General features: G+C 70.7%; 15 protein-coding genes. 6 read left to right on the top strand and 9 right to left on the bottom strand.

What is annotated here, in order from left to right; genetic code table 11:
- The 7 genes from ACLQ2T_RS10915 to ACLQ2T_RS10885 form a co-directional block, all read right to left on the bottom strand.
- The gene (locus ACLQ2T_RS10915) at nt 1-1,488 is read right to left on the bottom strand and encodes a sugar transferase (protein WP_425765864.1); all 1,488 of its coding nucleotides are present in this window, start codon (nt 1,486-1,488) and stop codon (nt 1-3) included.
- 207 nt (nt 1,489-1,695) lie between these two features.
- Nucleotides 1,696-3,459 carry a substrate-binding domain-containing protein gene (locus tag ACLQ2T_RS10910; protein WP_425765863.1) on the bottom strand — a complete coding sequence of 588 codons (1,764 nt, stop codon included), beginning with the start codon at nt 3,457-3,459 and terminating at the stop codon, nt 1,696-1,698.
- Between the two features lie 145 nt (nt 3,460-3,604).
- The gene (locus ACLQ2T_RS10905) at nt 3,605-4,642 is read right to left on the bottom strand and encodes a lactonase family protein (protein ID WP_425765862.1); all 1,038 of its coding nucleotides are present in this window, start codon (nt 4,640-4,642) and stop codon (nt 3,605-3,607) included.
- A gap of 94 nt (nt 4,643-4,736) precedes the next feature.
- Nucleotides 4,737-5,339, bottom strand: coding sequence for a GTP-binding protein (locus ACLQ2T_RS10900; protein ID WP_425765861.1), 603 nt, complete (start codon nt 5,337-5,339; stop codon nt 4,737-4,739).
- Nucleotides 5,320-5,709, bottom strand: coding sequence for a DUF742 domain-containing protein (locus tag ACLQ2T_RS10895; protein ID WP_425765860.1), 390 nt, complete (start codon nt 5,707-5,709; stop codon nt 5,320-5,322). Before ACLQ2T_RS10895 ends, ACLQ2T_RS10900 begins: the two co-directional genes overlap by 20 nt.
- Entirely contained in the window at nt 5,699-6,118 is a 420-nt protein-coding gene (locus ACLQ2T_RS10890) for a roadblock/LC7 domain-containing protein (protein ID WP_425765859.1), read from the bottom strand. The genes ACLQ2T_RS10895 and ACLQ2T_RS10890 overlap by 11 nt, the downstream gene beginning before the upstream one ends.
- Nucleotides 6,118-8,760, bottom strand: coding sequence for a nitrate- and nitrite sensing domain-containing protein (locus ACLQ2T_RS10885; RefSeq protein WP_425765858.1), 2,643 nt, complete (start codon nt 8,758-8,760; stop codon nt 6,118-6,120). The genes ACLQ2T_RS10890 and ACLQ2T_RS10885 overlap by 1 nt, the downstream gene beginning before the upstream one ends.
- A gap of 336 nt (nt 8,761-9,096) precedes the next feature.
- Between ACLQ2T_RS10885 and ACLQ2T_RS10880 the strand changes: the two genes are divergently transcribed.
- From ACLQ2T_RS10880 to ACLQ2T_RS10870, 3 genes are all read left to right on the top strand, one after another.
- A complete protein-coding gene (locus ACLQ2T_RS10880) occupies nt 9,097-9,687 on the top strand; it encodes a hypothetical protein (RefSeq protein WP_425765857.1) in 591 nt (196 codons plus the stop codon).
- A gap of 10 nt (nt 9,688-9,697) precedes the next feature.
- Nucleotides 9,698-10,627 carry a hypothetical protein gene (locus ACLQ2T_RS10875; RefSeq protein WP_425765856.1) on the top strand — a complete coding sequence of 310 codons (930 nt, stop codon included), beginning with the start codon at nt 9,698-9,700 and terminating at the stop codon, nt 10,625-10,627.
- A gap of 117 nt (nt 10,628-10,744) precedes the next feature.
- On the top strand, nt 10,745-11,119 hold the full coding sequence (locus ACLQ2T_RS10870) for a hypothetical protein (RefSeq protein ID WP_425765855.1): 375 nt from the start codon (nt 10,745-10,747) through the stop codon (nt 11,117-11,119).
- 135 nt (nt 11,120-11,254) lie between these two features.
- On the opposite strand, the gene ACLQ2T_RS10865 is transcribed toward ACLQ2T_RS10870, so the two are convergent.
- Nucleotides 11,255-13,066 carry a glycoside hydrolase family 6 protein gene (locus ACLQ2T_RS10865; RefSeq protein ID WP_425765854.1) on the bottom strand — a complete coding sequence of 604 codons (1,812 nt, stop codon included), beginning with the start codon at nt 13,064-13,066 and terminating at the stop codon, nt 11,255-11,257.
- 523 nt (nt 13,067-13,589) lie between these two features.
- Between ACLQ2T_RS10865 and ACLQ2T_RS10860 the strand changes: the two genes are divergently transcribed.
- A complete protein-coding gene (locus ACLQ2T_RS10860) occupies nt 13,590-14,624 on the top strand; it encodes a hypothetical protein (RefSeq protein WP_425765853.1) in 1,035 nt (344 codons plus the stop codon).
- Nucleotides 14,608-15,309, top strand: coding sequence for a class F sortase (locus ACLQ2T_RS10855; protein WP_425765852.1), 702 nt, complete (start codon nt 14,608-14,610; stop codon nt 15,307-15,309). Before ACLQ2T_RS10860 ends, ACLQ2T_RS10855 begins: the two co-directional genes overlap by 17 nt.
- A 61-nt stretch (nt 15,310-15,370) precedes the next feature.
- Here ACLQ2T_RS10855 and ACLQ2T_RS10850 read toward each other — a convergent pair whose 3' ends face one another.
- On the bottom strand, nt 15,371-20,425 hold the full coding sequence (locus ACLQ2T_RS10850) for an NAD-glutamate dehydrogenase (protein WP_425765851.1): 5,055 nt from the start codon (nt 20,423-20,425) through the stop codon (nt 15,371-15,373).
- A 289-nt stretch (nt 20,426-20,714) separates the two neighbouring features.
- Between ACLQ2T_RS10850 and ACLQ2T_RS10845 the strand changes: the two genes are divergently transcribed.
- Nucleotides 20,715-22,664, top strand: coding sequence for a penicillin-binding transpeptidase domain-containing protein (locus ACLQ2T_RS10845; RefSeq protein ID WP_425765850.1), 1,950 nt, complete (start codon nt 20,715-20,717; stop codon nt 22,662-22,664).
- Nucleotides 22,665-22,817 lie beyond the last annotated feature (153 nt).

Raw genomic sequence — 22,817 nt, 5'->3', positions numbered from 1 at the left:
TCAGTAGGCGCCCCGGCTGTTGACCACCGCGCCGAAGGTCTTCCAGAGGATCGTCAGGTCGGCCGCCAGCGACCAGTTCTCCACGTAGTAAAGATCCAGCCGGATGCCGTCCTCCCAGCTCAGATCCGACCGGCCGCTGACCTGCCAGAGGCCGGTCATGCCGGGCTTGACCAACAGTCGGCGGGCCACATCGCCGTCGTAGCGGGCCACCTCGGAGGGCAGCGGGGGACGCGGACCGACCAGGCTCATCTGCCCCAACAGCACATTGACCAGTTGCGGCAACTCGTCCAGCGACCACTTGCGCAGCAGTCGCCCGACCCGGGTCACCCGGGGGTCGTCGCGCATCTTGAACATCAGACCGTCGGTCTCGTTGCGCGCGGCCAACTCGGCCAGCAGGACGTCGGCGTTGACCACCATGGTCCGGAACTTGAAGACCCCGAACTCCTGGCCCCCCTGCCCGACCCGGGTCTGTCGGAACAGCACCGGCCCTCGGGTGTTCAGCTTGATGGCCAGGGCGATGACCACCAGCAGGGGCAGCAGCAGAGCCAACGCCACGAGCGAGATGGACCGGTCGACGAAACCCTTCACCAGCTTGCGGGTGCCCCGGAACTCCGGGGCCTCCACGTGGATCAACGGTAGGCCGGCCACCGGGCGGGTGTGGATGCGCGGGCCGGCGACATCGGTCAGCGCCGGGGCCAGCACCAGGTCGATTCCGGTGCCCTCCAACTGCCAACCGAGCCGGCGCAGGCGGGCGGCGGTCAGTTCCCCGCTGGCGGTGACGGCGACCGTGTCCGCGCCGATCGCGGCGGCGGCCTCCGGGATGCCCCGGAAGGAGCCGACCACGGGCACGTCACCGAGTCGCTGGGCCACCGGCGCCAGCAGGGCGTCCGGGATACAGGCACCCACCACCTGATAGCCCGCGTACGGTTCGCGGCGCAGGGTGTGCACCAGTTCCAGTACGTGCGCGGTGTCGCCGACCACCAGCACTCGGCGGGACCAGCCGGCTCCCGCGGAGCGGGCCCGGTGCAGGCGCTTGCGTGCCGCGAACCGGGCGAGTTCAAGGCCGACGAGGCCGACGGCGAAAGAGATCGCCAGGAAGCCCCGGGACACCCCGACGTCGGCGATGTAACCGGCGATGGCGACCGCCCCGGCCAGTCGGAGGCTGGCCATGCTGACCCGCCGGTACTCGTCCGCGCCGTAGCCGATCACCCGGTCGTCGTAGCAGCGCATCGCTTTCAGCGACAGCAGCCAGGCCAGGACGAGTACGGGCGCCACCAGGACGTAGGGCACGTGGGTGCCGCGTGGGGCGGCCTCACCGAAGCGGGCGGCGTAGCCGGCGAGCACCGCCAGGGTGAGGACCGTGGCGTCCAGCACCACGAGGGTTCGCACGTACGCCCGCTGGCCACCGCGCAGCGAGCTGCTCGATGACGACGTACCGTCAGGTCGTGTTGAAGATCTGGCCGGAGTCAACAGCGTCGCCGAGGTCACCAGCCCTCCCACTCCACTCGTCGACGGCACGGCTCCGGCTCGACGGTAAGCCGGAACTGCCGGTGCACTACGACATCCTCCCCTGAGAACTATGACGAGCAATTGCTTCGGACGCATTGCCGTCACTTTCCATCCCGGCGAACCGGCCGGAAGCGGCCTGTGGTATGGAATTCACCCCTACACCACAGTTCTTACTTGAGACACGACTCAGGCCGGCGCCTTCCGCAGGGCGATAGCTCGCAGGAAGATGTCGCCGATCTTAGTCGGGTCGGCGGCGATGAAGGCACCCCCGCCGGCGCTCTGCGCGATGGTGTCCAGCTCCGCCTTGCTGACCTCGGTGCCGATGCCGATGATGATCACCTGGATCGGCTGGTCCGGGTCCTTGATCCGCTTCAGCTCGGCGAGCAGTTGCCGCTGCGAGACGCCGTCGGCGTCCTCGTTCTTGCCGTCGGTGAAGAGGACGATCGAGTTGACCTTGCCCGGTTCCCAGTTCTGCTGCACGTTCCGGTACGCGGCCAGCAGGGTGTCGTACAGGCCGGTGTCGCCGCTGGACGAGGTGATCGTGTCCAGGCTGCGCTCCAGGGAGCTGCGCTGCCGGGACAGCGGACCGGTCGGCACGACCTCCCGGTAGTCCCGCGCCCCGTCCAGGTTGGTGGAGAAGACCCACAGACCGATCGACCAGGAGTCGTCGAACAGGTTCAGGCCCCGCCGGGCGGCTTCCGCGGTGACCTGCTGGCGGGTGGCGCCGTTGGCGGTCGGCACGGCCTTCTTCATCGAGCCGGAGACGTCGATGATGCAGAGCATCCGGCCGGAGAGGGTGGCGATGGACCAACTGGAGACGGCCCGCTCCACCGCGTCCGGCGCCAGGCCACCGGCGGCGATGCCGCCCTGGGGCGGCGGCGCGGCGGAGGAGTCACCGCTGGCCGGGCTGGGTGCGCCCTGCGGGGGCTCGAAGCCACTGCCCCAGTTGCCGTCCGGCCCACGCAGCCCCTGGGCGGCCAACCGGTCCTTGAACGAGGGGGTGGTCAGCGCCTCGAACAGCACCCGCGCGGCGGAGGCCTTGGCCGGCTCGATGCCCGGCAGCACCGCGTAGGGGTAGTCCAACGGCAGCGGCGACGGCTTCAGGTACAGCGCCGCCAGCGGCACCGGCGGCTTCTTCGCGTTGTACCGGATGACGTTCTCCTCGGACAGTGCCGCCGCCCCGAGGGCACTGGCCAGGGTGGTGGCGTCCGAGGCGGTGGGGAACTTGGCCAGCAGGTCCTGGCGCAGGGCCGAGGCGCCCGAGGCCAGCGCCCGCAGGGCGCCGATGCGGTCCTGCTCGGCGGTCGCACCCCCGGCGGAGGAGGCCGCCGTCATCAGCGACAGCAGTCCGGACAGGCCGGCGGCGTCGCGGGTCGGCTCGACGATGCCGGTCTTCAACGGCCGGTCGCTGTTGACCCGGGTCAACAGCTCGGTCCAGCCGATTTCCTCGTGCGGCCAGCCCAGCTGCTCGGCCCTCGGTTCCGGCATCGCGACCACCACCGGGCTGCTGGCGATGGAGGCACCGTTGCCCGGTGCGAAGGCCGCCGCGCCGCCGGTCTGCAGCCGCAGCAACCAGGTGGAGGAGTCCGGGATCCAGACGTCGGGGCTCACCGCCGTGCCGCTGGCCTGGCCGACCCCGGCCAGGGTGGCCCCGTGCTTGGCCGCCACCACGGCGGCGACCTCTACCGCGTCGGCCGCCGCCACGGTCACGTCGATACAGGTCCCGTCGACCGCGGCGCCGTTTTCCTCCCACTCGGTGGCCGCCGCGTCGACAGCGGGTGCGAGTTCGGTCGAGACCGCGACCGAGAGTTCGATCTTGCCAGCGCAGTCCGGGCCGGCGAGCTGCCGATAGCCCACCCACCCACCGGCGGTGACGACGAGCACGCCGACCGCGGCTGCGGCGGCGGCGCCGTGGAACCCTGAACGCATGCGATGGCGGCCTGCTGACACGCTGACCATCTTCCGGACCTGACCATGGGACTGCCATGGCCGTTCGGACGAAAGTTACAGAGGAGAAACAGTTTACCGCGATTTAGTAACTCTGAGTGATGACTCAACGGCGCAATGTGGATTCATCAATATCCAACACCCACGATCAGGGCAGAACGCAAGTAGGGCTGGGAATCGTCAGCGGCTCCCCGACCGCCACCGGCACCCCGCTCTCCCGGTCGATCCGGAAGGTACGCACCATGTCCGCCCGCTCGTCGGCGACATACAGATGGTCCCCCACCAGCGCGAAATGCCGGGGCCACTCGCCGCCGGTCGCCACCTCCTCGACGAGCTTCGGCAGCCCCGACCCGAGCGCGAACACGGCGATGGTGCCGACCCCCCGGTTGGCCAGGTAGAGGAAACGCCCCTCGGCGTCCACCGCGATCTCCGACGGCTGGACGTGCCCGGCCCGTTCGCTGGCCTCGACCCGCCCCGACTGGTGCCACCCGCCCTCCTCGGTCAACTCGTAGACCAGCACCGAGCCGTCCAGCTCACCGCAGACGTAGCAACGCCGGCCGTCGGGGTGCCGGGCCAGGTGCCGGGGGCCGGCTCCGGCGGGGGTACGCACCCGGGGTGCCCGGGGGACGAGCCGTCCGGAGGCCGGGTCGAGGTCGTACCGGTAGATGGAGTCCGTGCCGAGATCCACCGCGAGGATCGGTCGGCCCTCGGCCCCGGGCGCGACCATGTGCGCGTGCGGCCCCTCCTGGCGCTCGGGATCCGGGCCGTGGCCGGTGTGCTGCACCAGGTCACTACGCTCGCCCGGCACCCCCTCGGAGTCCAGCGGGAAGACCGTAACGCTCCCGCCGCCGTAGTTGGCCACGAACAGGTTCCGACCCTCCGGCGCGACCGCCAGGTGGCAGGGCTCGGCTCCGCCGGTGGCCCACGAGCCGATCGTGGTCAGGTCACCCTCGGGCCCCACCCGCCAGGCGCTGATCCGACCCTCGGGTAGCTCGTTGACCGCGTACAGCACGGGCCGGGTGGGATGGCGGGTGAGAAACGACGGCGAGGCGGTGACCGCGACCGTGCCCAAGGAGGTCAGCTCGCCGGTTTCCGGGTCACGCGAGGCGGCGACGATCCCGGTGCCCCGCCCGCCGCTGTGCGCCGTGTATCCGCCGATGTGAACGATCTCGCCTCGACCTGCCACCAGGTGCCACCTCTCCGCCGAACTGCCTAGGTCCCATCCGAACCCTTCCCCCCGACACCCGCGGTTAGACCTGCCACCGCCGGCCTTCGCAGGGTCAGGCCGCCGGCACCGGTTCGCCCCGCTGCCGGGCCACGTGCTCGACCAGGGAGATCAGCACGGCCTTGCCGGACTGCCGGTCCCGGGCGTCGCAGAGCACCATCGGCACCTCCGGGTCGAGGTCCAGGGCTCGGCGTACGGCCTCCAGGCTGAACCGTTGCGAGCCGTCGAAGCAGTTGACCCCGACGACGAAGGGAACGCCCCGCTGCTCGAAGTAGTCGATCGAGGGGAAGCAGTCGGCCAGCCGCCGGGTGTCGGCGAGCACCACCGCCCCCAACGCCCCGAAGGCCAACTCGTCCCAGAGGAACCGAAAGCGGTCCTGTCCCGGGGTGCCGAACAGGTACAGCTGGAGGTCCTCGTTGATGGTGATCCGCCCGAAGTCCATCGCCACCGTGGTCGTGGACTTGCCCTCCACCCCGGAGATGTCGTCGGTGTCGATGCTGGCCCCGGTCAGAATCTCCTCGGTCTGGAGCGGCCGCACCTCACTCAACGCGCTGACCAGGGTCGTCTTGCCGGCGCCGAAGCCACCGGCGATGAGGATCTTCAACGCCAGGGGGACCCTGGGGTCCCGATACTCGGCGTCATAGCGCACGGAGTCCATCCACCACCGCCTTGAGGATGTCGTTGTCGGGCAGGTACGTGGCGCGCGGTGGCTGTTGCACGGCGACCAGTCCCCGGGACAGCAGATCACCGAGCAGTACCCGGACCACACCCACCGCCAGGTCCAGGTCGGCGGCGAGTTCCACCACCGGGGTGCCCCGGCCCGCCAGGGCCACCAACAACCGGTGCTCGGGATGCAGTTCCGGAAACGCCCCCAGATCCGGGTTCGGCTTCGCCAACACGTACGCGACCAGGTCGAATCCGTCCGCGCAGGAGCGCACCCGGCCACCGGTCAGGGTGTACGGCCGGACCACCGGCCCGGCGTCCTCGTCGAGCCACTCGTTCCGGTGCCCGGACAACTCAGTCCGCATCGGCGGCACCCATCGACGCCCGCACCGGTGTCTGCAGGTTCTCCCCCACCCGGGTCACCAGCATGGCCATCTCGTACGCCACCAGGCCGATGTCCGCGTCCGTGTCGCTGGCCACCGCCAGGCAGGTGCCCTGTCCCGCGGCGGTCACGAACAGGTACGCCGACTCCATCTCCACCACCGTCTGCCGCACCGGCCCGCCGCCCAACTGCCGGCTGGCACCCCGCGCCAGGCTGGCCAGCCCGGAGGCCAGGGCACACAGATGTTCGGCGTCGGCACGGTCGAGTTCGGCGGAGGAGCCGAGCAGCAGTCCATCCGCCGAGAGCACCACTGCCCGCCGCGCGGCGGGCAGTCGCTCCACCAGATCGTCGAGCAACCAGTCGAGATTGGCACTCTGCCTCGTCGATTGCATCAGGCGTCCCTCTCAGTAACGGTCGGGGATTGCACGGTGACCGGTCCGCCGGTCGGCGGTCCAGCCTCCTCGGTGGTCGATTCCCGGTGAATCGCGTCGGTCCGGTCCGACCGGGGCTGGGCGGCCGCTCCCGCCTCCCCCTCGACCGGCACCTGTCCACCTTCGGCCGTACCGGCGGCGGCCAGCCGGCCCCGGGCGGTGCCGGACTGCAACGCGGACATGAACCGCCGCGCCTCCTGCGGGCTGCGGGGGGTCGGCTCGCCCACCCGGGCGGTGCTGCCGTGGAGGGCCGTCACCGACCGCCGGTCGCCCGCCCCCGATCCGGTCGCTCGCTGGGTCAGCGCGGGCAGTTGCACGGTGGGTGAGTTCACCCCGGCGGAGTCCTGGTCCGTGCCGGGCGAGGGCACGGCGGTGGTTCCGGAGACCTCCTCGGCCGTGGCCTCAACCGGTTCGGGGGCTGCCGCGGCACCGGCAGCGGTCGTGGATCCGGCCGGCGGACGCCGCCGGATCCGGCGGGGCAGCCCGTCGGACTCGGCCGGCCCCACGGTCGAGGCCTGGCGTGGCCCGCCCCGGCTCTCCGCAGCCGGTGAGCGCGAGCCCTTCGAGGTAGCCGCCGAACGGCTGCGGGGTCGGGGAACGGTGGCCAGCCGGCTGGCCCGCGCCAGCCGCCGCTGCTCCATGGCGCCCTCGTCGCCGCTGTCCGCAGCGCCGAGGGCGGGCAGCGGCGAGGGCTCGGTGGTGATCAGGTCGGCGGGGATCAACACCACCGCGGTCATCCCGGCGCCCTCCGACCGGCGCAGTCGCACCCGGATGCCGTGCCGGCCGGCGAGTCGGGCCACCACGAACAGGCCGAGGCGGGCGGTCTCGGCCGGGTCGAACTCCGGTGCCCGGGCCAGTTTGCGGTTGGCCTCCTCGATGGCCGCCGCGGTCATGCCCAGGCCCTGGTCGGAGACGGACAGGGCGTACCCGTTTGCGACATGCTCACCGGAGACCGTCACCCGCGACTGCGGCGGGGAGAAGGTGGTCGCGTTCTCGATCAGCTCGGCGAGCAGGTGGATGATGTCCCCGACCACCCGCCCCGCCGTGCCGGCGGACTGCAAGGAGGTGATCTCGACCCGGTCGTACGACTCGACCTCGGAGATCGCCCCCCGGATCAGATCCACCATGGCTACCGGCTCCCGCCAGCCGCGCCCCGGGGTGGCCCCGGCCAGGATGACCAGATCCTCCGCGTGCCGGCGCAGCCGGGTGGCCAGGTGGTCGACCCGGAACAGTTCGGCCAGATGGTCCGGATCCTCCGCGTCGCGTTCCAGCCGATCCAGCAGGGCGATCTGCCGGTGCACCAGGCCCTGGCTGCGGCGGGCGATGTTCAGGAAGACCTCGTTGAGCCCACGGCGCAGGGTGACCTCGACCTGGGCGGCCCGGATGGCGGCCTTCTGCACCTCCGTGAAGGCCTGGGCCACCTGCCCGATCTCGTCGGTGCCCTCGTCGACCACGGGTGCCTCCCGGTCGACATCGACCTGTTCGCCCCGACGCAGCCGGTCCACCACCTCCGGCAGGCCCTTCTCCGCGGTCTCCGTCAGCCGCCCGCGCACCAGGGTCAGCCGCCGGGCCAGCGACCGGCCTACCCGCACAGCCACCACCAGCGACACCACCACGGCGATCAGACCCAGCACCCCGGCGCCGGCCAGCCGGGCCAGGATGCTCACCGCCATCGGCACCGACCGGTCGGCCAGTCCGTCGGCCTGGGTCAGCTCGAAGTCCCGCAACGACTGCTGCACGGTGTCATAGCCGGACTGCCAGGCCCGCGCGTCGACCGTGATCCGGCCCGCCGGACCGGCGGCGATCAGCTCGTCCTGCATCTCGCGCAGCCGCTCGAACCCCTCCTGCTCGGCCAGCCGCTGGTACGCGGCCTGTTCCGGGGCGGGTAGGTCGGCGACCGCCGACTGGATGAGAAACCACTGGTTACCGATGCTCTGCACGAGCATGGTGTGCTCGCCCTTGGCGAAGCCCCCGGCGGCCAGGGCCCCGGCCAGCAGCGCATCCGTCTGCCCTAGCAGCTCCCGGGAACGGCCCAGGTCCGTCAGCGCCCGTGCCTCCCGGTTGAGATTCTGGTCGGGCAGGTTCGCCAGCGCCTCGAAGGTGTGGAAGGCAGCCGAGACCAGGTCGCCGTAGAGGCCTACCGCGCCGATGCGGTCCAGCTCCCGGCGGTCGATCGCCGCCCGTCCCGCCGGCAGCCCCGCCAACCTGTCGAGCAACCGGTCCAGTCGGGCTTCGAGCAACTCACCGGCGGCCTCCCGGAACTTCTCGCCGGCCACCCGGCGGCGCAGTTGCTCCACCGCCACGTCGGTACGGTCCCGCTGCTCGCCCAGCGCCGGCACCACGCACCCGGCCGACTGTTTGGCGCAGTCCGCCCGGGAAGAGGCCAGGTGCACCACGGACAGCCGCCGCTCGCGCTGCAACTCGGCCACCACGGTCTCACCGGGCCGCCCCAGGTCGTACAGCAGGGTCCGGGCGGACAACAGGTCGAGGGCCGGTCCGAAGGTGAGGTTGGTCGCGAAGATCCACAACGCCAGCAGGGCGGTCACCGGTACGACGACCAGGGCGGTCAGCTTGGAGCGGATCGGCCAGTCGCGGGTGTTCAATCGGACCTCGCCCGGAAGGGTGGCTGGAGGGGCTCCGGCACGGCCGGGCAGCACCTTTGCCGGATGCACCCCAGTTGTCCCCCGGGGCGCCGGCTCGGGCGCCTTGGGCAGGATACGTAATCCGCGCTCGCCGCACTACCGTCCGTCGAGACGACCGGTACGTTGACGAACGTTCGGTTGACCCACATCCTGCCCGAATCCGTGCGAACCGGTCTTCGGTGATGCCTTCAGGAACGGCATCGGGACCGGCAAGGGGCAACGTGGGCGAGGAAAGTGCTCCGAAACGGGATTGGCGATCAGTGGACGGAGGGAATACCTGCAGGCGAAGGAGGAACCATGTCGCCCACGCAGATAGTCGTCACCGTCCTCGTCATCCTGGTCGTCGCCGCCGTAGCCGCGGCCCTGGTGGTCGCCAACCGCCGCCGGACACTCCGACAGCGCTTCGGCCCCGAGTACGACCACGTCATCGCCGAACAGGACAGTCGTAGCGCCGCCGAGCGGGAGTTGCGCGACCGCGAGCGCCGGCACGCCGAACTCGAACTGGTCCCCCTCGACCCGGCCGCCCGGGCCCGGTACGCCGAGGCCTGGGAGGAGCTTCAGGTCCGCTTCGTCGACTCCCCCGCCGAGACCGTCGGACAGGCCGACGAACTGGTCACCCGGCTGATCGCCGAACGTGGCTACCCCACGGGTGACTTCTCCGACCAGATCGCGCACCTGTCCGTCGAGCATGCCCGCACCCTGAGCCACTACCGGGACGCCCACGAGATCCACCTGCGCAACAGCCGGGGCGAGGCCAGCACGGAGGACCTCCGCCAGGCCCTCGTCCACTACCGCGCCCTCTTCGCCGACCTGCTCGGTGAGGAACTGGCCTCCAGGACGCCGGAACAGCGCCAGCCTGACGCCGCCCACGACGCCACCAACCGCTGAGGAGACCACCATGCGGCAGCAAGAACAGCAGATCAACAACGACCACCCCGAGACCGTACGGTCGACCCCGGTACCGGTGACCGACGACCAGGGGACGGACGAGTTCGACCGCAGGGACGAGTTCGACGGCACCGACGAGTTCGACGGCACGGACGAGCGGGCCGCCCGCGCGGAGTCCGGCACCGACCGCAACCGCCCGTGGGACGGCCGACCGGGCGACGACGAGCAGGCCGAGTTCCACGAGCCGGGCCCGGTGCCGTCGGCCTTCGGCGCGACCACGGTCGGCGGGGCGGTAGCCGCCTCCGCGCTGGCCAGCCCGCTTCCGCAGGACCAGCCCGACCCGCGCGCGGAGCGCACCGCCCGACCGGGCGACGGTGCCGCCGACGGTACGGGCGAGGGGCTGCGGGCCGACCCCACGGCCGAGTTCGACGGACGGCACGACGAGGTGGACCCCGCCGAGGTGCGGGAGGCCGAGGACGTCAGCCGCGACGCGGACAGCCACCGAGCCGACGCGCACGACTCGGACCCGTCCACCCTGCCGGGGACCGACACCGAGGCGGCGGCAGCCGGCGGGGCCGGTTACGGCAGCGCCACCCCGGCGATGGTCGACCCGGACACCGAGACCACCGAGACCACCGGGTCGGACGGGGCCACCTCCGCCGTGCCGTCCGGGGCGGCGACCCTGTTCGACGACAGCACGGCCCAGGGATTCCGGGACCGCTGGCGCGATGTCCAGATGCGTTTCGTCGACGACCCCCGGGGGGCCGCCGGTGAGGCTCAGAACCTGGTCGACGAGGCCATGCAGGCGCTGTCGGCCGCGTTGACCCAGCACAAGGAGAAGCTCGGCAGCTGGCAGGACGCCGGTGCCACCGACACCGAGCAGCTGCGGGTCACCGTGCGCGAGTACCGCGACTTCCTGGACCGGGTCCTCGGTCGCTGACCACCACCACCGACGGCGGGTGTCCTGCGGGGCACCCGCCGTAGGCATGTCCGCTGACCTGGCGGGTATCCAGGCAGGGGCCAGGTGATTCGGCTGCGGACAGGGAGGTGGCCAACGATGACCGATCGTGGGCGGAAACGACCGCTGGAGGAGAGCCCCGAGGTGGCCGCAGCGGTCGATGACGACTCCGGGGTGCCCCAGCTGATGACCGGGGGCGGCCCCGACGCGGACACCCCGACCTTCACCGAACCGGGCGGACGGGATGACCCGTCCGCCGAGATCATCGGCGATCCGTACGCCGCCGGCACCGGGGCCACCGGCACCGGCACCGGGGCCGCTGCGGACAACATCCGCACCGGGGCGGAACAGCCCTGGGATCCGGAGGATCTGGTGGCGGCCCGGGGCCAGGATCCCACCGCGGAGAACATCGAACGGGCACGGCGGGAGCTGGCCGAGACCGGTCGGGCGGCGGTCGAGAAGACCGTGCCCTGACCTCACCCCACGGCGGGGACTCCTCGCCGGGAACAGGGGTGGGCCCCTGGTCCGACCGGTGCGGTCGGACCAGGGGCCCGGGTAACCTGCCGCCGCAGTGCCTCACCTACCGCTGGCGGCGGGTGTGCCTGACCGTCAGGACAGCGGCGGGTAGGCGTTCGCCATCAGCTCGGCGAACTGCGCCGAGAACCAGGCGCCCGAGATCGGGGCGTCCGGCAGGGCGCCGCTGCGGCTGTTGCCGTTGCGGTCGTTACCGGTGTAGGTCGGGTCGCACATCCGGTCGAAGCCCTTGCCGTCGTTGTTCGGGATCTCGCGGCTGGAGCCGTCCGACTCGCCCGGGGGCTTGGCCCAGACGTACGCGTCGATACCGGTCGCCGGCGCGGCCTTCGGCCGCTCGCCCATACCGGCACCGGCCTGGTTGCACCAGTTGCCCTTGTGGATACGACGGTCGACCCGGCCACCGTCGATGAAGGCGTCCACGCTGGTCGTCGGGCCAGCGGCGGTGGGCCGGTTCGGGCCGCCCCAGCCGTTACGGGAGGTGTCGATCAGCATGCCGATGTCGCTGGGGAAGCCCTGGCGGATCAGCTCCTGCCGGAAGGCCTGAGCGAAGCTCTGCTCGTCGTTGTACCAGTTCCAGTCGATCCACTTGGCCTGCCGGACCGTCTGTCCGTTAATCGAGGTGTCGACCTTCGCGTACGGCTCGATCAGCGCGGAGTAGTTCGCGGTGTTGGTGATGAAGCCGTGCACGTGGTTGACGGTGCTGCCGGAGGCGGTAGCGGCCTGCTTCAGGACCTGGGCGCTCGGGGTGAAGTTGCTGTCCCAGCCCAGCCAGCCGTGGTGCCCGGCGTCGACGTAGTTGTAGACGTTCGGAATCGAGCCCAGGGTGGCCAAGGCATAGCCGACACCGTTCACGTAGGCGCCGTTGGCCTTCACCGTGTCGCACATGACCGTGCCACCCGGGTTGTTCGAGGTGTTCGTCACCAGGTTCGGCAGCGAGTCGACCTCGATGACGTTGATGATCCGCACGTTGCGGTACTTCGTGTCGCGCATGATCGCCGCGATCGGGTCGATGTACTCGGCCTTGTACTTGGGCAGCTCGTTCGGCCCCAGCTCACCGTTGGAGGCGAGCGCCGCGCAGTCACGGCCGGGGAGGTTGTAGATCACGAACTGGATGTAGTCGGCACCCTGGCGCACGGCCTCGTCCAGGTGGTCCCGAATGCCCATCGGGCCGTTGGACTGGCTGTCCTCGGTACCCTCGATGGCCGCGATCCGGTCGATCCAGACGGCGGTCGAGAGGTTGGACACCCGGTTACCACCGGGAACCGACTCGGCCCTGGCCTTCCACTCCGGGTTCACGTAGCCCTTGGCGTTCAGGTACGGGTTGTCCACCTTGGTGCCGGGGGGCGGCGGGCTCGTGGGCGGCGGGTCACTCGGCGGCGGGCTGGTGGGCGGCGGGTCACTCGGCGGCGGGCTCGTGGGCGGCGGGTCACTCGGCGGCGGGCTGGTGGGCGGGGGGTTGCCGCCGTTGCAGGTCACGCCGTTGATCGTGAACGAGGTCGGAGCCGGGTTGCTACCGCTCCACGCACCGTTGAAGCCGATGCTGGCCGTGCCGCCGGTGGCGAGGTTCCCGTTGTAGGACTCGTTCTGCGCGGTCACGTTGCGGCCCGACTGGGTCCACCGGGCCGACCAGCCGTTCTGCACCCGCTGGTTGCCGTCGGGGAAGGTGAAGCCGAGCGTCCACCCGTTGATCGGGTCGCCGATGTTCCTGATCGTGATGTTGGCGGTGAATCCGCCCGGCCAGTCGTTGGTCGTGTAGGCCACGTCGCATTGCGTCGCCGCGTACGCAGCCGAGACCGGCAACGTCACCAAACCGCCCGCGACCAGCGCGCTCGCGCCGGCCAGCGCGACGGCCCGGCGAGGGCCGGACAGTTTTCTCCACACGTTCATGCCACTGATCTCCTTGGGCGAGACCGGATCCGCTGTACGGCCCGGCACGTGGCCCCAGGGCGTCCTACGCGGACAGCCGCCGGTGCCAACGGGATTCTTGTGAGCGCCCGACCCGGACGGGCGTGGTGGTGGTGCGACGATCGGGGGCTGACCCGGTCGTTTCAGTGGGTGGCCGTCCGGTCTGACCGGTGCCCTCGACTCCCTGCTGCGCGGTGTGGCTCCGCTAACCGCGTGCAGCGATTCTTGCATGGGAGCGCTTCCATGGCAATGGCTCGATACTTTCGGAAGTCTAGCGGACAAACCGCTCAAGCCCCTTACCGGCGCGAACACCCTCTCAACGGCGACGGCGGGCCACCCCGGGGACAGTCCGGCACGGCGGGATCAACGCCTGCCGCAGGGTGCACCGATCGGACTAATGGCAAAAGACGAATCTTTCCCTGCATAAGTCATGAAACGGTCTAACGTCGGTTCTGACGCGGTTGCAACCGGCCGCAGGACAATCAGGGATGGAGTGACACAGGTCATGGCTAAGAAGATGCTCGGGAAGGTCGTGGCAGGCGCTGCGCTAGGCGGTGCCTCCCTGCTGGTGTTCGCGCCGGGAGTCGCGTTCGCCGACGGCCCGCCGCCTGAGACCGAGGGCAAGGTCTTCGCCAAGCCGCACGCCGCCAAGCCCGGTGAAGAGATCAAGCTGGTGGAGATCTGCGAGAAGCCGCAGGAGAAGCCCTTCGTCTGGTCCAAGGTCACCGGCAAGGTCAAGCTTGAGTCGGCCCGCGACGGCGGCAAGTGGGGCCGAGGCGACTCGAACGGCAAGGACTGGCAGCACGGCAAGGACCGCGGCGACTGGAAGCCCGGCGGAGACCATGGCGACTGGAAGCCCGGCGACGACAAGGGCGACTGGAAACCCGGCGGAGACAAGGGCGACTGGACACCCGGCGAGGACAAGGGCGACTGGACCCCGGGCGGAGACAAGGGCGACTGGACGCCCGGCGGAGACAAGGGCGACCGGACGCCCGGCGGAGACAAGGGCGACTGGACGCCCGGCGGAGACAAGGGCGACCGGACGCCCGGCGAGGACAAGGGCGACTGGACCCCGGGCGAGGACAAGGGCGACTGGACACCCGGTGGCGACAAGGGCGAGTGGCAGGACCGCGAGGAGGCGCCCCAGCAGGGTGCCGGCGGGGGTGCGGCCGCCGACGAGGAAGGCAACTGGAAGAGCGACGAGCACGGCCAGGACGCCGAGGGTGCACGCGACCGGAAGGACCGTGACGAGCACGGCGCGGACAAGGGCGACCGTTGGGAGCACGAGAAGGACTTCGTCTACTACGGCGAGGCCCGGATCGCCGAGGACGCCAAGCCCGGCACGTACAAGCTGGAGGGCTCCTGCGGGGAGGGCGAACTGGTCGTCCTGCCGCACGGTGGGGTCGACGGTGGTGACGGTGGCCTGACCGCCGGCACCGACCGTGACATGGCCACCGCCGGGGCGGGGCTGGTCGGCGCGGCGGCTCTCGGCGGCCTGGTGCTGCTGCGTCGTCGTCGGACCGATGAGTTCGCGGCCTGACGCGACGACGAGACGGGCCGACGGCCGCCACGGTAACCCGTGGCGCGCCGTCGGCGCCGCTTTCGTCGTCCTCCTCGCGATGGTGGGCTCCGGGCTGGTCGGCGCCGCCTTGAAGGGCACCGAAACGGTCCGCCCACCCCAGCCGGTGACCCGGGTGGGAGCCACCCCGTCCGTCGAGGCTCCCTCCGACGACGCCGACCTCGGCGGCGCTCAGGCCCCGGTCGGGCTGCCCCGTTCCGCGCCCACCACGGTCCGCATCCCCCGCATCGGCGTCAACGCGCAGATCATGCCACTGGGCACCAATCCCGACGGTACGGTCCAGGTCCCTTCGCTGGACCAGGCCCTGCTCGCCGGGTGGTACGAACCCGGTCCGAGCCCCGGCGAGGTGGGCAACGCGGTCATCGTCGGGCATGTCGACTCGGCTGCCATCGGGCCGGCCGTCTTCTTCTCCCTCGGCGCCCTGCAACCCGGCGACACCATCACGGTCGACCGTGCGGACGGCCGGCCCGCCACCTTCCAGGTGGACTCGGTGGTCTCCCACCCGAAGAACGCCTTCCCCACCGAGCAGGTCTACGGCCCCAACGACCGGCCGGGACTACGTGTGATCACCTGTGGGGGGCAGTTCGACGAGGCCACCGGCGACTACCCCGACAACGTGATCGTCTTCGCCTCCCTGCACTCCTGACCATCCCCGGACAACGGCGTGGCCCGGCGGTTCTCCCGCCGGGCCACGCTTCGTCCACCGATCAGGCAGCGGCCGAGGTACGCACCAGGGTGCGGATCTGCCGCAGCAGGACCGACAGGGCCGCCAGGTCGGCCCGGGACTCGTCGAACTCCCCCATCGCCCGTTCCGCCCGGTGGATCGAGGTGGCGTTCGACTGCTCCCACTGCTGCACCCGCTCCAGCGGCGGCAGGTCGGCGGGCGTGGAGTCGAGCACCTCGGCGGTGAGCGCGGCCAGCGCGGCGTACAGGTCGTAGCGCAGCGCCATCCGGGCCAGGGTCTGCCACCGGTCCTCGCGGGGCAGCAGGGAGATCTTCGACAGCAGGGAGTCCACCCGGAACCGGTCGGAGAGCACGAAGTAGATCGAGGCCACCTCGCTCACCTCGCGCCCGGAACCGGCCGCGGTCTCCACCACGTCGAGCAGGCCGAAGCTGTACATCAGCCGGGTGCTCTGCTCGGCCAACTCCCGCGGCAGACCCCGCTCGGTCATCGTGTCGATGTGGGCCGCGATCGCCTCCCGCTCGGTGCCGTAGAACAGCGTCTCCAGCTCCGGCAGCAGCTTGGCCACCCCGTCGCGCAGCCGCTCGACCTCGGCCCGCACGTCGATCGGGGACCGGCGGTTGGTCACCAGCCAGCGCACCGCCCGGTCCAGCAGCCGCCGGGTGTCCAGGTAGACATTCGTCTGCAACTCCGGGTCGACCTTGTTGTCGAGCGCCTCGACCTCGTCCCAGATCTCACGCAGCCCGAAGACCTCACGGACCACCACGTACGCCCGGATGACGTCCGCAGCCGGCGCGGCGGTCTCCTCGACCACTCGGAAGATGAAGGAGATGCCGCCCCGGTTGACCGCCTCGTTGACCAGCACGGTGGTCACGATGTCGCGACGCAGCCGGTGCCGCCCCATCCGCTCGGCGAACCGCTCGCGCATCGGCGACGGGAAGTAGTTGACCAACACCTCGTTGGTCCACTCCTCGTCGGCCAGCCCTTCGGTGAGGATCTCCTTCTCCAGGGCGATCTTCACGTACGCCAGCAGCACCGCGAACTCCGGCGCGGTCAGCCCGGACTCGGTGCGGGCCGCCAACTCCTCGTCGGACGGAAGCCCCTCCAGGGCCCGGTTCAGGGCGCCGGACCGCTCCAGCTCGCTGATCATCCGCCGGTGTACCGGCAACAGCGAGGCGGCCTGGGCCTGCGAGTTGTTGATCGCGCGGGCCTGGTCGTAGTTGTCCCGCAACACCAGCTCGGCGATCTCGTCGGTCATCCCGGCGAGCAGTTCGTCGCGCTCGGGGACGGTCAGTTCGCCGTCGGCGACCGCGGTGTTCAGCAGGATCTTGATGTTCACCTCGTGGTCGGAGCAGTCCACCCCGGCCGCGTTGTCGATGAAGTCGGTGTAGATCCGGCCGCCCGTGCGGGCGTACTCGATCCGGCCGTGCTGGGTGAAGCCCAGGTTGCCGCCCTCACCGACCACCCGGCAGCGCAGGTCCTTGCCGTTGACCCGGATCGCGTCGTTGGACTTGTCGCCCACCTCGGCATTGCTCTGCGTGGACGCCTTGACGTAGGTGCCGATGCCGCCGTTCCAGAACAGATCCACCGGTGCGGTGAGGACGGCCTTCATCAGCTCCTGCGGGCTCATCTGCTCGACATCGTCGCCCAGCCCGAGCACCGCCCGCACCTGCGGGGAGATCGGCACCGACTTCGCCGTACGCGGGTAGACCCCACCACCGGCCGAGATCAGCTCGGGGTTGTAGTCCTCCCAGGTCGAGCGGGCCAGCTCGAACAGCCGCTTCCGCTCGACGTACGAGGCCGCCGAGTCCGGATCCGGGTCCAGGAAGATGTGCCGGTGGTCGAAGGCGGCCACCAGCCGGATGTGCTCCGACAACAGCATGCCGTTGCCGAACACGTCACCGGACATGTCGCCCACACCGACCACGGTGAAGTCCTGGCTCTGGGTGTCATGGCCCAACTCGCGGAAGTGCCGCTTGACCGACTCCCAGGCACCCCGGGCGGTGATGCCCATCTTCTTGTGGTCGTACCCGGCCGAGCCACCCGAGGCGAAGGCGTCACCCAACCAGAACTTGTGCGCGACGGAGACCTCGTTGGCGATGTCGGAGAAGGTAGCCGTGCCCTTGTCGGCCGCCACCACCATGTACGGGTCGTCGCCGTCGTGCCGGACCACGTCGTCGGGCGGCACGATCTCACCGGCCACGATGTTGTCCGTGACGTCCAGCAGGGCTCCGACGAACTCCTTGTAGCAGGCCACCGCCTCGTCGCGGTCCCCCGGCTTCCGCTTGAGCACGAAGCCGCCCTTGGCGCCCACCGGCACGATCACGGCGTTCTTCACCATCTGCGCCTTGACCAGGCCGAGCACCTCGGTGCGGAAGTCCTCCCGCCGGTCCGACCAGCGCAGACCACCACGGGCCACCGGGCCGTACCGCAGGTGCACGCCCTCGAAGCGGGGCGAGTACACGAAGACCTCGAACTTCGGCCGGGGCGCGGGCAGGTCCGGGATGGCCTGCGGGTCCAGCTTGAAGGCCACGTACGCCTTCGGCCGCCCACCCACCGGCTTCTGGTAGAAGCTGGTCCGCAGGGTGGCCTGGATCAGGGTCAGGTACGCCCGCAGGATGCGGTCCTGGTCGAGGCTGGCCACGTCGTCCAGGGCGGAGGTCAGCTCGGCGACCAGCTCCGCACTGCGCTGCTCCCGCTGCTCGGTGCTGAGCGTCCCCGGCTCGAACCGGGTCTCGAACAGCTGCACCAGCAGCCTGGCCAGGTGCGGGTACGCGATGAAGGTCGACTCCATGTACTCCTGGGAGAAGACCGTGCCGGTCTGCCGCAGGTACTTCGCGTACGCCCGCAGCACCACGACCTGCCGCCAGGTCAGCCCGGCGCGCAGCACCAGCTCGTTGAAGCCGTCCACCTCGGCCTCGCCCCGCCACGCCGCCGCGAAGGCGTTCTCCACGTGCGGACGCACCTCGGCCAGGTCCTGGTGGCCCTCGGGCAGCCGCAGACCGAAGTCGTACAGCCAGATCCGCCCGTCGACCCGTTCCACCTCGTACGGGTGCTCGTCGACCACCCGTACCCCGAGGGAGTGCAGCACCGGCAGCACCGCCGAGAGCATCATCGGCTCGCCGTACCGGTAGACCTTGAACCGGACGTCCATCGCGTCGTCGACGTCCGCCCCCCGGGCGACCGCACGCGGCAGCGGCTGCTTACGGAACAGGTGCATCTCCAGCTGGCCGGGCTCCTCCAGCAGCTCCAGCTTGGCCAGATCCTTCATCGCCTCGTACGGCGTGTGCCCGTCCTTGTAGCCCTCCGGGAACGCGTCGGCGTACCGGACGAACAGGTGCTTGGCCTGCTCGTCACCGAGCTTGCGCTCCAACACCAGCCGGTAGTCGTCGTCCCACAGCCGGGTGGCGTCGGCCAGCTCTTCGGCCAGCAGGTCGGCGTCGATCTCCCCGGGCGGGTTGGTCGGGTCGGTCCGCACGATGAAGTGCACCCGGGCCAGCATCGACTCGGTGACCCGGGTGGTGTAGTCCACCCCGACCCCGTTGAGCTCCCGCAGCAGGATGTCCTGCATCCGCAGCCGGTTCTGCGTGGTGAACCGGTCCCGGGGCAGGTAGATCAGGCAGGAGATGAACCGCCCGTACCCGTCCCGGCGCAGGAACACCCGCAACTGCCGGCGACCGGCCATCCGCAGCACACCGATCACGGCGTGGTACAGGTCGTCGGTCTTGATCTGGAACAGCTCGTCGCGCGGGTAGGTCTCCAGGATCTGGAGCAGGTCCTTGCCGGAGTGGCTGCGCTGGCTCAGGCCGGAGCGGTCCAGCACCTCGGCGACCTTGCGGCGGACCACCGGCAGCTCCTGCACGCTGGTCCGGTACGCGGCCGTGGAGAACAGGCCCAGGAAGCGGCGCTCCCCGACCACCTCACCGTTGTCGTCGAAGATCTTGAAACCGATGTAGTCCAGGTACGCCGAGCGGTGCACGGTCGCCCGCGAGTTCGCCTTGGTGATGATCAGCAGGCGTTTCTCGGTGACCTTCTCGTGCGCCTCCTGGGTCATCGACGACAGGGCCCGCGCCTCCGGCGAGTCCTGCCGCAGAATGCCCAGCCCGGTGCCGAGCACGGCCTCCAGGGCCGGCCCGCCCCGGTCCGAGTCCGGCACCAGCCGGTACTCCCGGTAGCCCAGGAAGGTGAAGTGGTCGTGTGCCAGCCAGCGCAGCAACTCCACCGAGTCGGTGATGTCCTTCTCCGGCACCGGCGGCCGGTTGTCGCTGGTCCGCGCGGCGGCCAGCTCGTCGGCCAGGGAGAGGGCCTGCTGGCGCATCTTCGGCCAGTCCTCGACGGCCTCCCGCACATCGGTCAGCACCCGCTGCAACTCGCGGCGCAACCGGTCCCGCTCCGCCGGGTCACGGATCGGGTCGACCTCGATGTGCATCCAGCTCTCGACCAGGTCACCGGCGATCGCGTCGTCCGGCTCCACGTCGGCGGCCACCTCGACCAGCCGACCCAGCGGCTCCCGACGCACCACCACCAGCGGGTGCACCAGCAGGTGCACGTCCAGGTGGTGACTGTTGAGCAGGGCGGTCACCGAGTCCACCAGGAAGGGCATGTCGTCGGTGACGATCTCGATGACGCTGTGGTGCTGCTCCGCGTCGGGTGCGTGGATCCGCAGCTTCAACTCGCCCGGTACCCGCTGCTCGGCCAACTCCCGGTGCTCTCGGGCGGCGTCGAGCATCTCCTCGGCGGTGAAGCCGATCAGCTCCTCGTCCGGCGCGAACCGCCAGAAACGCCCCACCAGGGTCGCCGCGTCATGGTCGTCCCCGGCCAGCGCGACCGCCTGGGCCACCAGTCGTTCGGCATTGGGTACCTGCTCGTCGAGTTCGGCGTCCTCCACGTCGCCTGCCAGCGCCTCTGGCGGCAGACCCAGGTCATAGAGGGTGTCGATACTCGAACCGGTCATGCCGGTCACTCCTGAATCGAGGCGGCCGTAGCCGTCTCCGTCGGTCGCCGTGTCGAAGCTGTCGTCCCGGCTGGTGTCATCCTGCCGGAGGTCGGGTCCCGGTTCTATCGCCGGACGCCGGTCCATCGGTGCCACTCCCCTCGACCCACTGCGTTGTGGATCACTCTGCGGCCAAGCCTAGGCCGACCGACCGGGTCGTCCGTCGGCGGACCTGTGGCCGGCCTTCCGGATCAGGACGGTCGTCCTTTCACCCGTTGCGGTACGAGGTTCGGCCGGATCAGGAGTACCCCAGCTCATGTTGTTCCTCACACCGTGACCGGCCTGTCTTTTCGCCCAACCCCAGCCGACCGGGGCGGTACGGGCGGTCCGGAGGTACTACGGTGCAGGGCAGTCTTACCGGGAGGAACCAGTTCTGATGCACCGGCCGCACCGACAGCGTCACCAATGGTCACGACTCGCTGCCACGGTCGCCTGTCTCGTCGCCTCGGCGGGTCTGGTCGCCTGTTCCGACGAAGACGGCCCGGAACGCACGGTCGATGCCTTCCTCACCGGCTGGCGCTCGGGCGACCTGAACTCGATCGGCTTCGTCGACCCGACCGGCGCCAAGATCCCCGCCAGCACGGTCGTCCAGGAGATCCGGGAACTCTCCGGCGAACTGGTGGACGCCCCGCTCACCCTGACCCGGCAGGGTGAGCCGACGGTCGTCCAGAACACCGCCACCGCGACCGTACGCCTGGAATGGACCCTGCCGGGCGAGACCAACTGGAGCTACGACCGGCCGGTACGACTCACCCAGGCCCGCGACGAGCAGTGGCAGGTGATCTGGGAGCCGCAGATCGTCCAGGAACAGCTCACCCGGGGCGACCGGCTGGGACTGCGGCGGGACCGGGCCCCCCGGGCCAGCGTGCTCGACGCCGACGACCAGCCGATCGTGGCCCCCCGCGAGGTGGTCCGGGTCGGGCTGCAACCCAGCGAGGTCACCGACGTCAAGGCCGTGACCCGTGAGCTGGCGGCCGCTTTCCGTGCGATCCGCCCGGCGATCACCCCACCGGTCGACCTGTCGGGTCTGCCGAAGCGGCTGGCGGAGGCGAAACCGGACGCCTTCGTGGAGGTGGTGACCCTCCGCGACGAGGCGTACCGGCAGATCCGGTCGCGGATCTACGACCTGCCGGGGACGAAGTTCCAGAGCGACAAGCTCGACCTGGCCCCGACCCGGGAGTTCGCCCGGGCGGTGCTGGGCACGGTCGACCCGGCGCACGCCGAGGACCTGGCCAAGCACCCGGACCGCTACTCCCCCGGCGACCTGGTCGGGCACGGCGGGTTGCAGGGCCGCTGGGACGAGCAGTTGCGAGGCGTCCCCGGCCTCACCGTGATCATCAAGCGGCCCGGGCAGGACGGGACCCTGGTGCCCACCGACACCGAGGTGTTCCAGCGCGAGGCGCAGCCCGGCAAACCGGTCAAGACGACCCTCGACGTCGCCACCCAGAAGGCCGCCGACCAGGCCTTGCGGGGCGAACGACGACGCTCCGCCCTGGTCGCCGTACGCATCAGCGACGGCGCGATCCTCGCCGCCGCCAACGGCCCCGGCGCCGCCGGGGAGAACCTGGCCTTCACCACCCAGGTGCCGCCGGGTTCCACCTTCAAGATGGTCAGCGCACTCGGCCTGGCCGAACGCGGCGCGGTCACCCCGGACACCGTCGTGGACTGCCCGAAGACCTTCGTCGTCGACGGCCGCTCGTTCAAGAACTCCAACGACTTCGAACTCGGCGAGGTGCCGTTCCGCACGAACTTCGCCAAGTCCTGCAACACCGCCTTCGCCGCCCTGGCCCCGCAACTCGGCGCCGACGGACTAGCCGCCACCGGCCGCAACCTCGGCCTGGAGGGTCAGTGGCAGGTGGGACTGGACGCCTTCACCGGCAAGATCTCGGCCGGCGGTGGCGCCACCGAGCAGGCCGCCGCCGCGATCGGCCAGGGCACCACGGTGGTCAGCCCGCTGGCCATGGCCGCGGCGACCGCAGCGGTGGCCAAGGGTGCCTTCACCCCGCCGAAGCTGGTCCTGGACCCGGCACCAGAGGCGGCCGGCGAACCGGGCCCGGAGTTGAAGCCCGAGGCCGTCGACGCCCTCCGCGAGATGATGCGTACGGTGATCACCAGCGGCACCGGCACGGCTTTGAAGGACGTTCCGGGCGAGCCGGTACACGGCAAGACCGGCACCGCCGAGTACGACAACAACCCGAAGAACACCCACGCCTGGTTCATCGGCTGGCAGGGCGACGTCGCCTTCGCGGTCTTCGTCGAGAAGGGCGGCTCCGGCAGCGGCACGGCCGTCCCGATCGCCGAGCGCTTCCTCCGCGCCCTCTCGTGACCAGCTCCGCGTCGTCCGCCTGGCTGCGTCTGGTGCCGTCCGCCGCCTAGCTCCGTCCGCCGCGTTCGGCTCCGTCCGCCGCCGCCGTTACGGCGAAACGGCGTGATCAAAGCGTCCGGATTACCGCCACTCCGCCGTAACGGTGTCGATCAT

Origin of the sequence: Micromonospora sp. DT229 (assembly GCF_049844505.1) — a bacterium.
GTDB lineage: Bacteria > Actinomycetota > Actinomycetes > Mycobacteriales > Micromonosporaceae > Micromonospora.
This window is presented reverse-complemented; position numbering and strand designations above follow the sequence as displayed.

What these genes read in the sequence shown, in the direction of transcription:
- ACLQ2T_RS10900 (WP_425765861.1), bottom strand. Translation starts at nt 5,339, where the DNA reads ATGGACTCCGTGCGCTATGACGCCGAGTATCGGGACCCCAGGGTCCCC.
- ACLQ2T_RS10895 (WP_425765860.1), bottom strand. Translation starts at nt 5,709, where the DNA reads ATGCGGACTGAGTTGTCCGGGCACCGGAACGAGTGGCTCGACGAGGAC.
- ACLQ2T_RS10890 (WP_425765859.1), bottom strand. Translation starts at nt 6,118, where the DNA reads ATGCAATCGACGAGGCAGAGTGCCAATCTCGACTGGTTGCTCGACGAT.
- ACLQ2T_RS10880 (WP_425765857.1), top strand. Translation starts at nt 9,097, where the DNA reads ATGTCGCCCACGCAGATAGTCGTCACCGTCCTCGTCATCCTGGTCGTC.
- ACLQ2T_RS10875 (WP_425765856.1), top strand. Translation starts at nt 9,698, where the DNA reads ATGCGGCAGCAAGAACAGCAGATCAACAACGACCACCCCGAGACCGTA.
- ACLQ2T_RS10870 (WP_425765855.1), top strand. Translation starts at nt 10,745, where the DNA reads ATGACCGATCGTGGGCGGAAACGACCGCTGGAGGAGAGCCCCGAGGTG.
- ACLQ2T_RS10865 (WP_425765854.1), bottom strand. Translation starts at nt 13,066, where the DNA reads ATGAACGTGTGGAGAAAACTGTCCGGCCCTCGCCGGGCCGTCGCGCTG.
- ACLQ2T_RS10860 (WP_425765853.1), top strand. Translation starts at nt 13,590, where the DNA reads ATGGCTAAGAAGATGCTCGGGAAGGTCGTGGCAGGCGCTGCGCTAGGC.
- ACLQ2T_RS10855 (WP_425765852.1), top strand. Translation starts at nt 14,608, where the DNA reads ATGAGTTCGCGGCCTGACGCGACGACGAGACGGGCCGACGGCCGCCAC.
- ACLQ2T_RS10850 (WP_425765851.1), bottom strand. Translation starts at nt 20,425, where the DNA reads ATGGACCGGCGTCCGGCGATAGAACCGGGACCCGACCTCCGGCAGGAT.
- ACLQ2T_RS10845 (WP_425765850.1), top strand. Translation starts at nt 20,715, where the DNA reads ATGCACCGGCCGCACCGACAGCGTCACCAATGGTCACGACTCGCTGCC.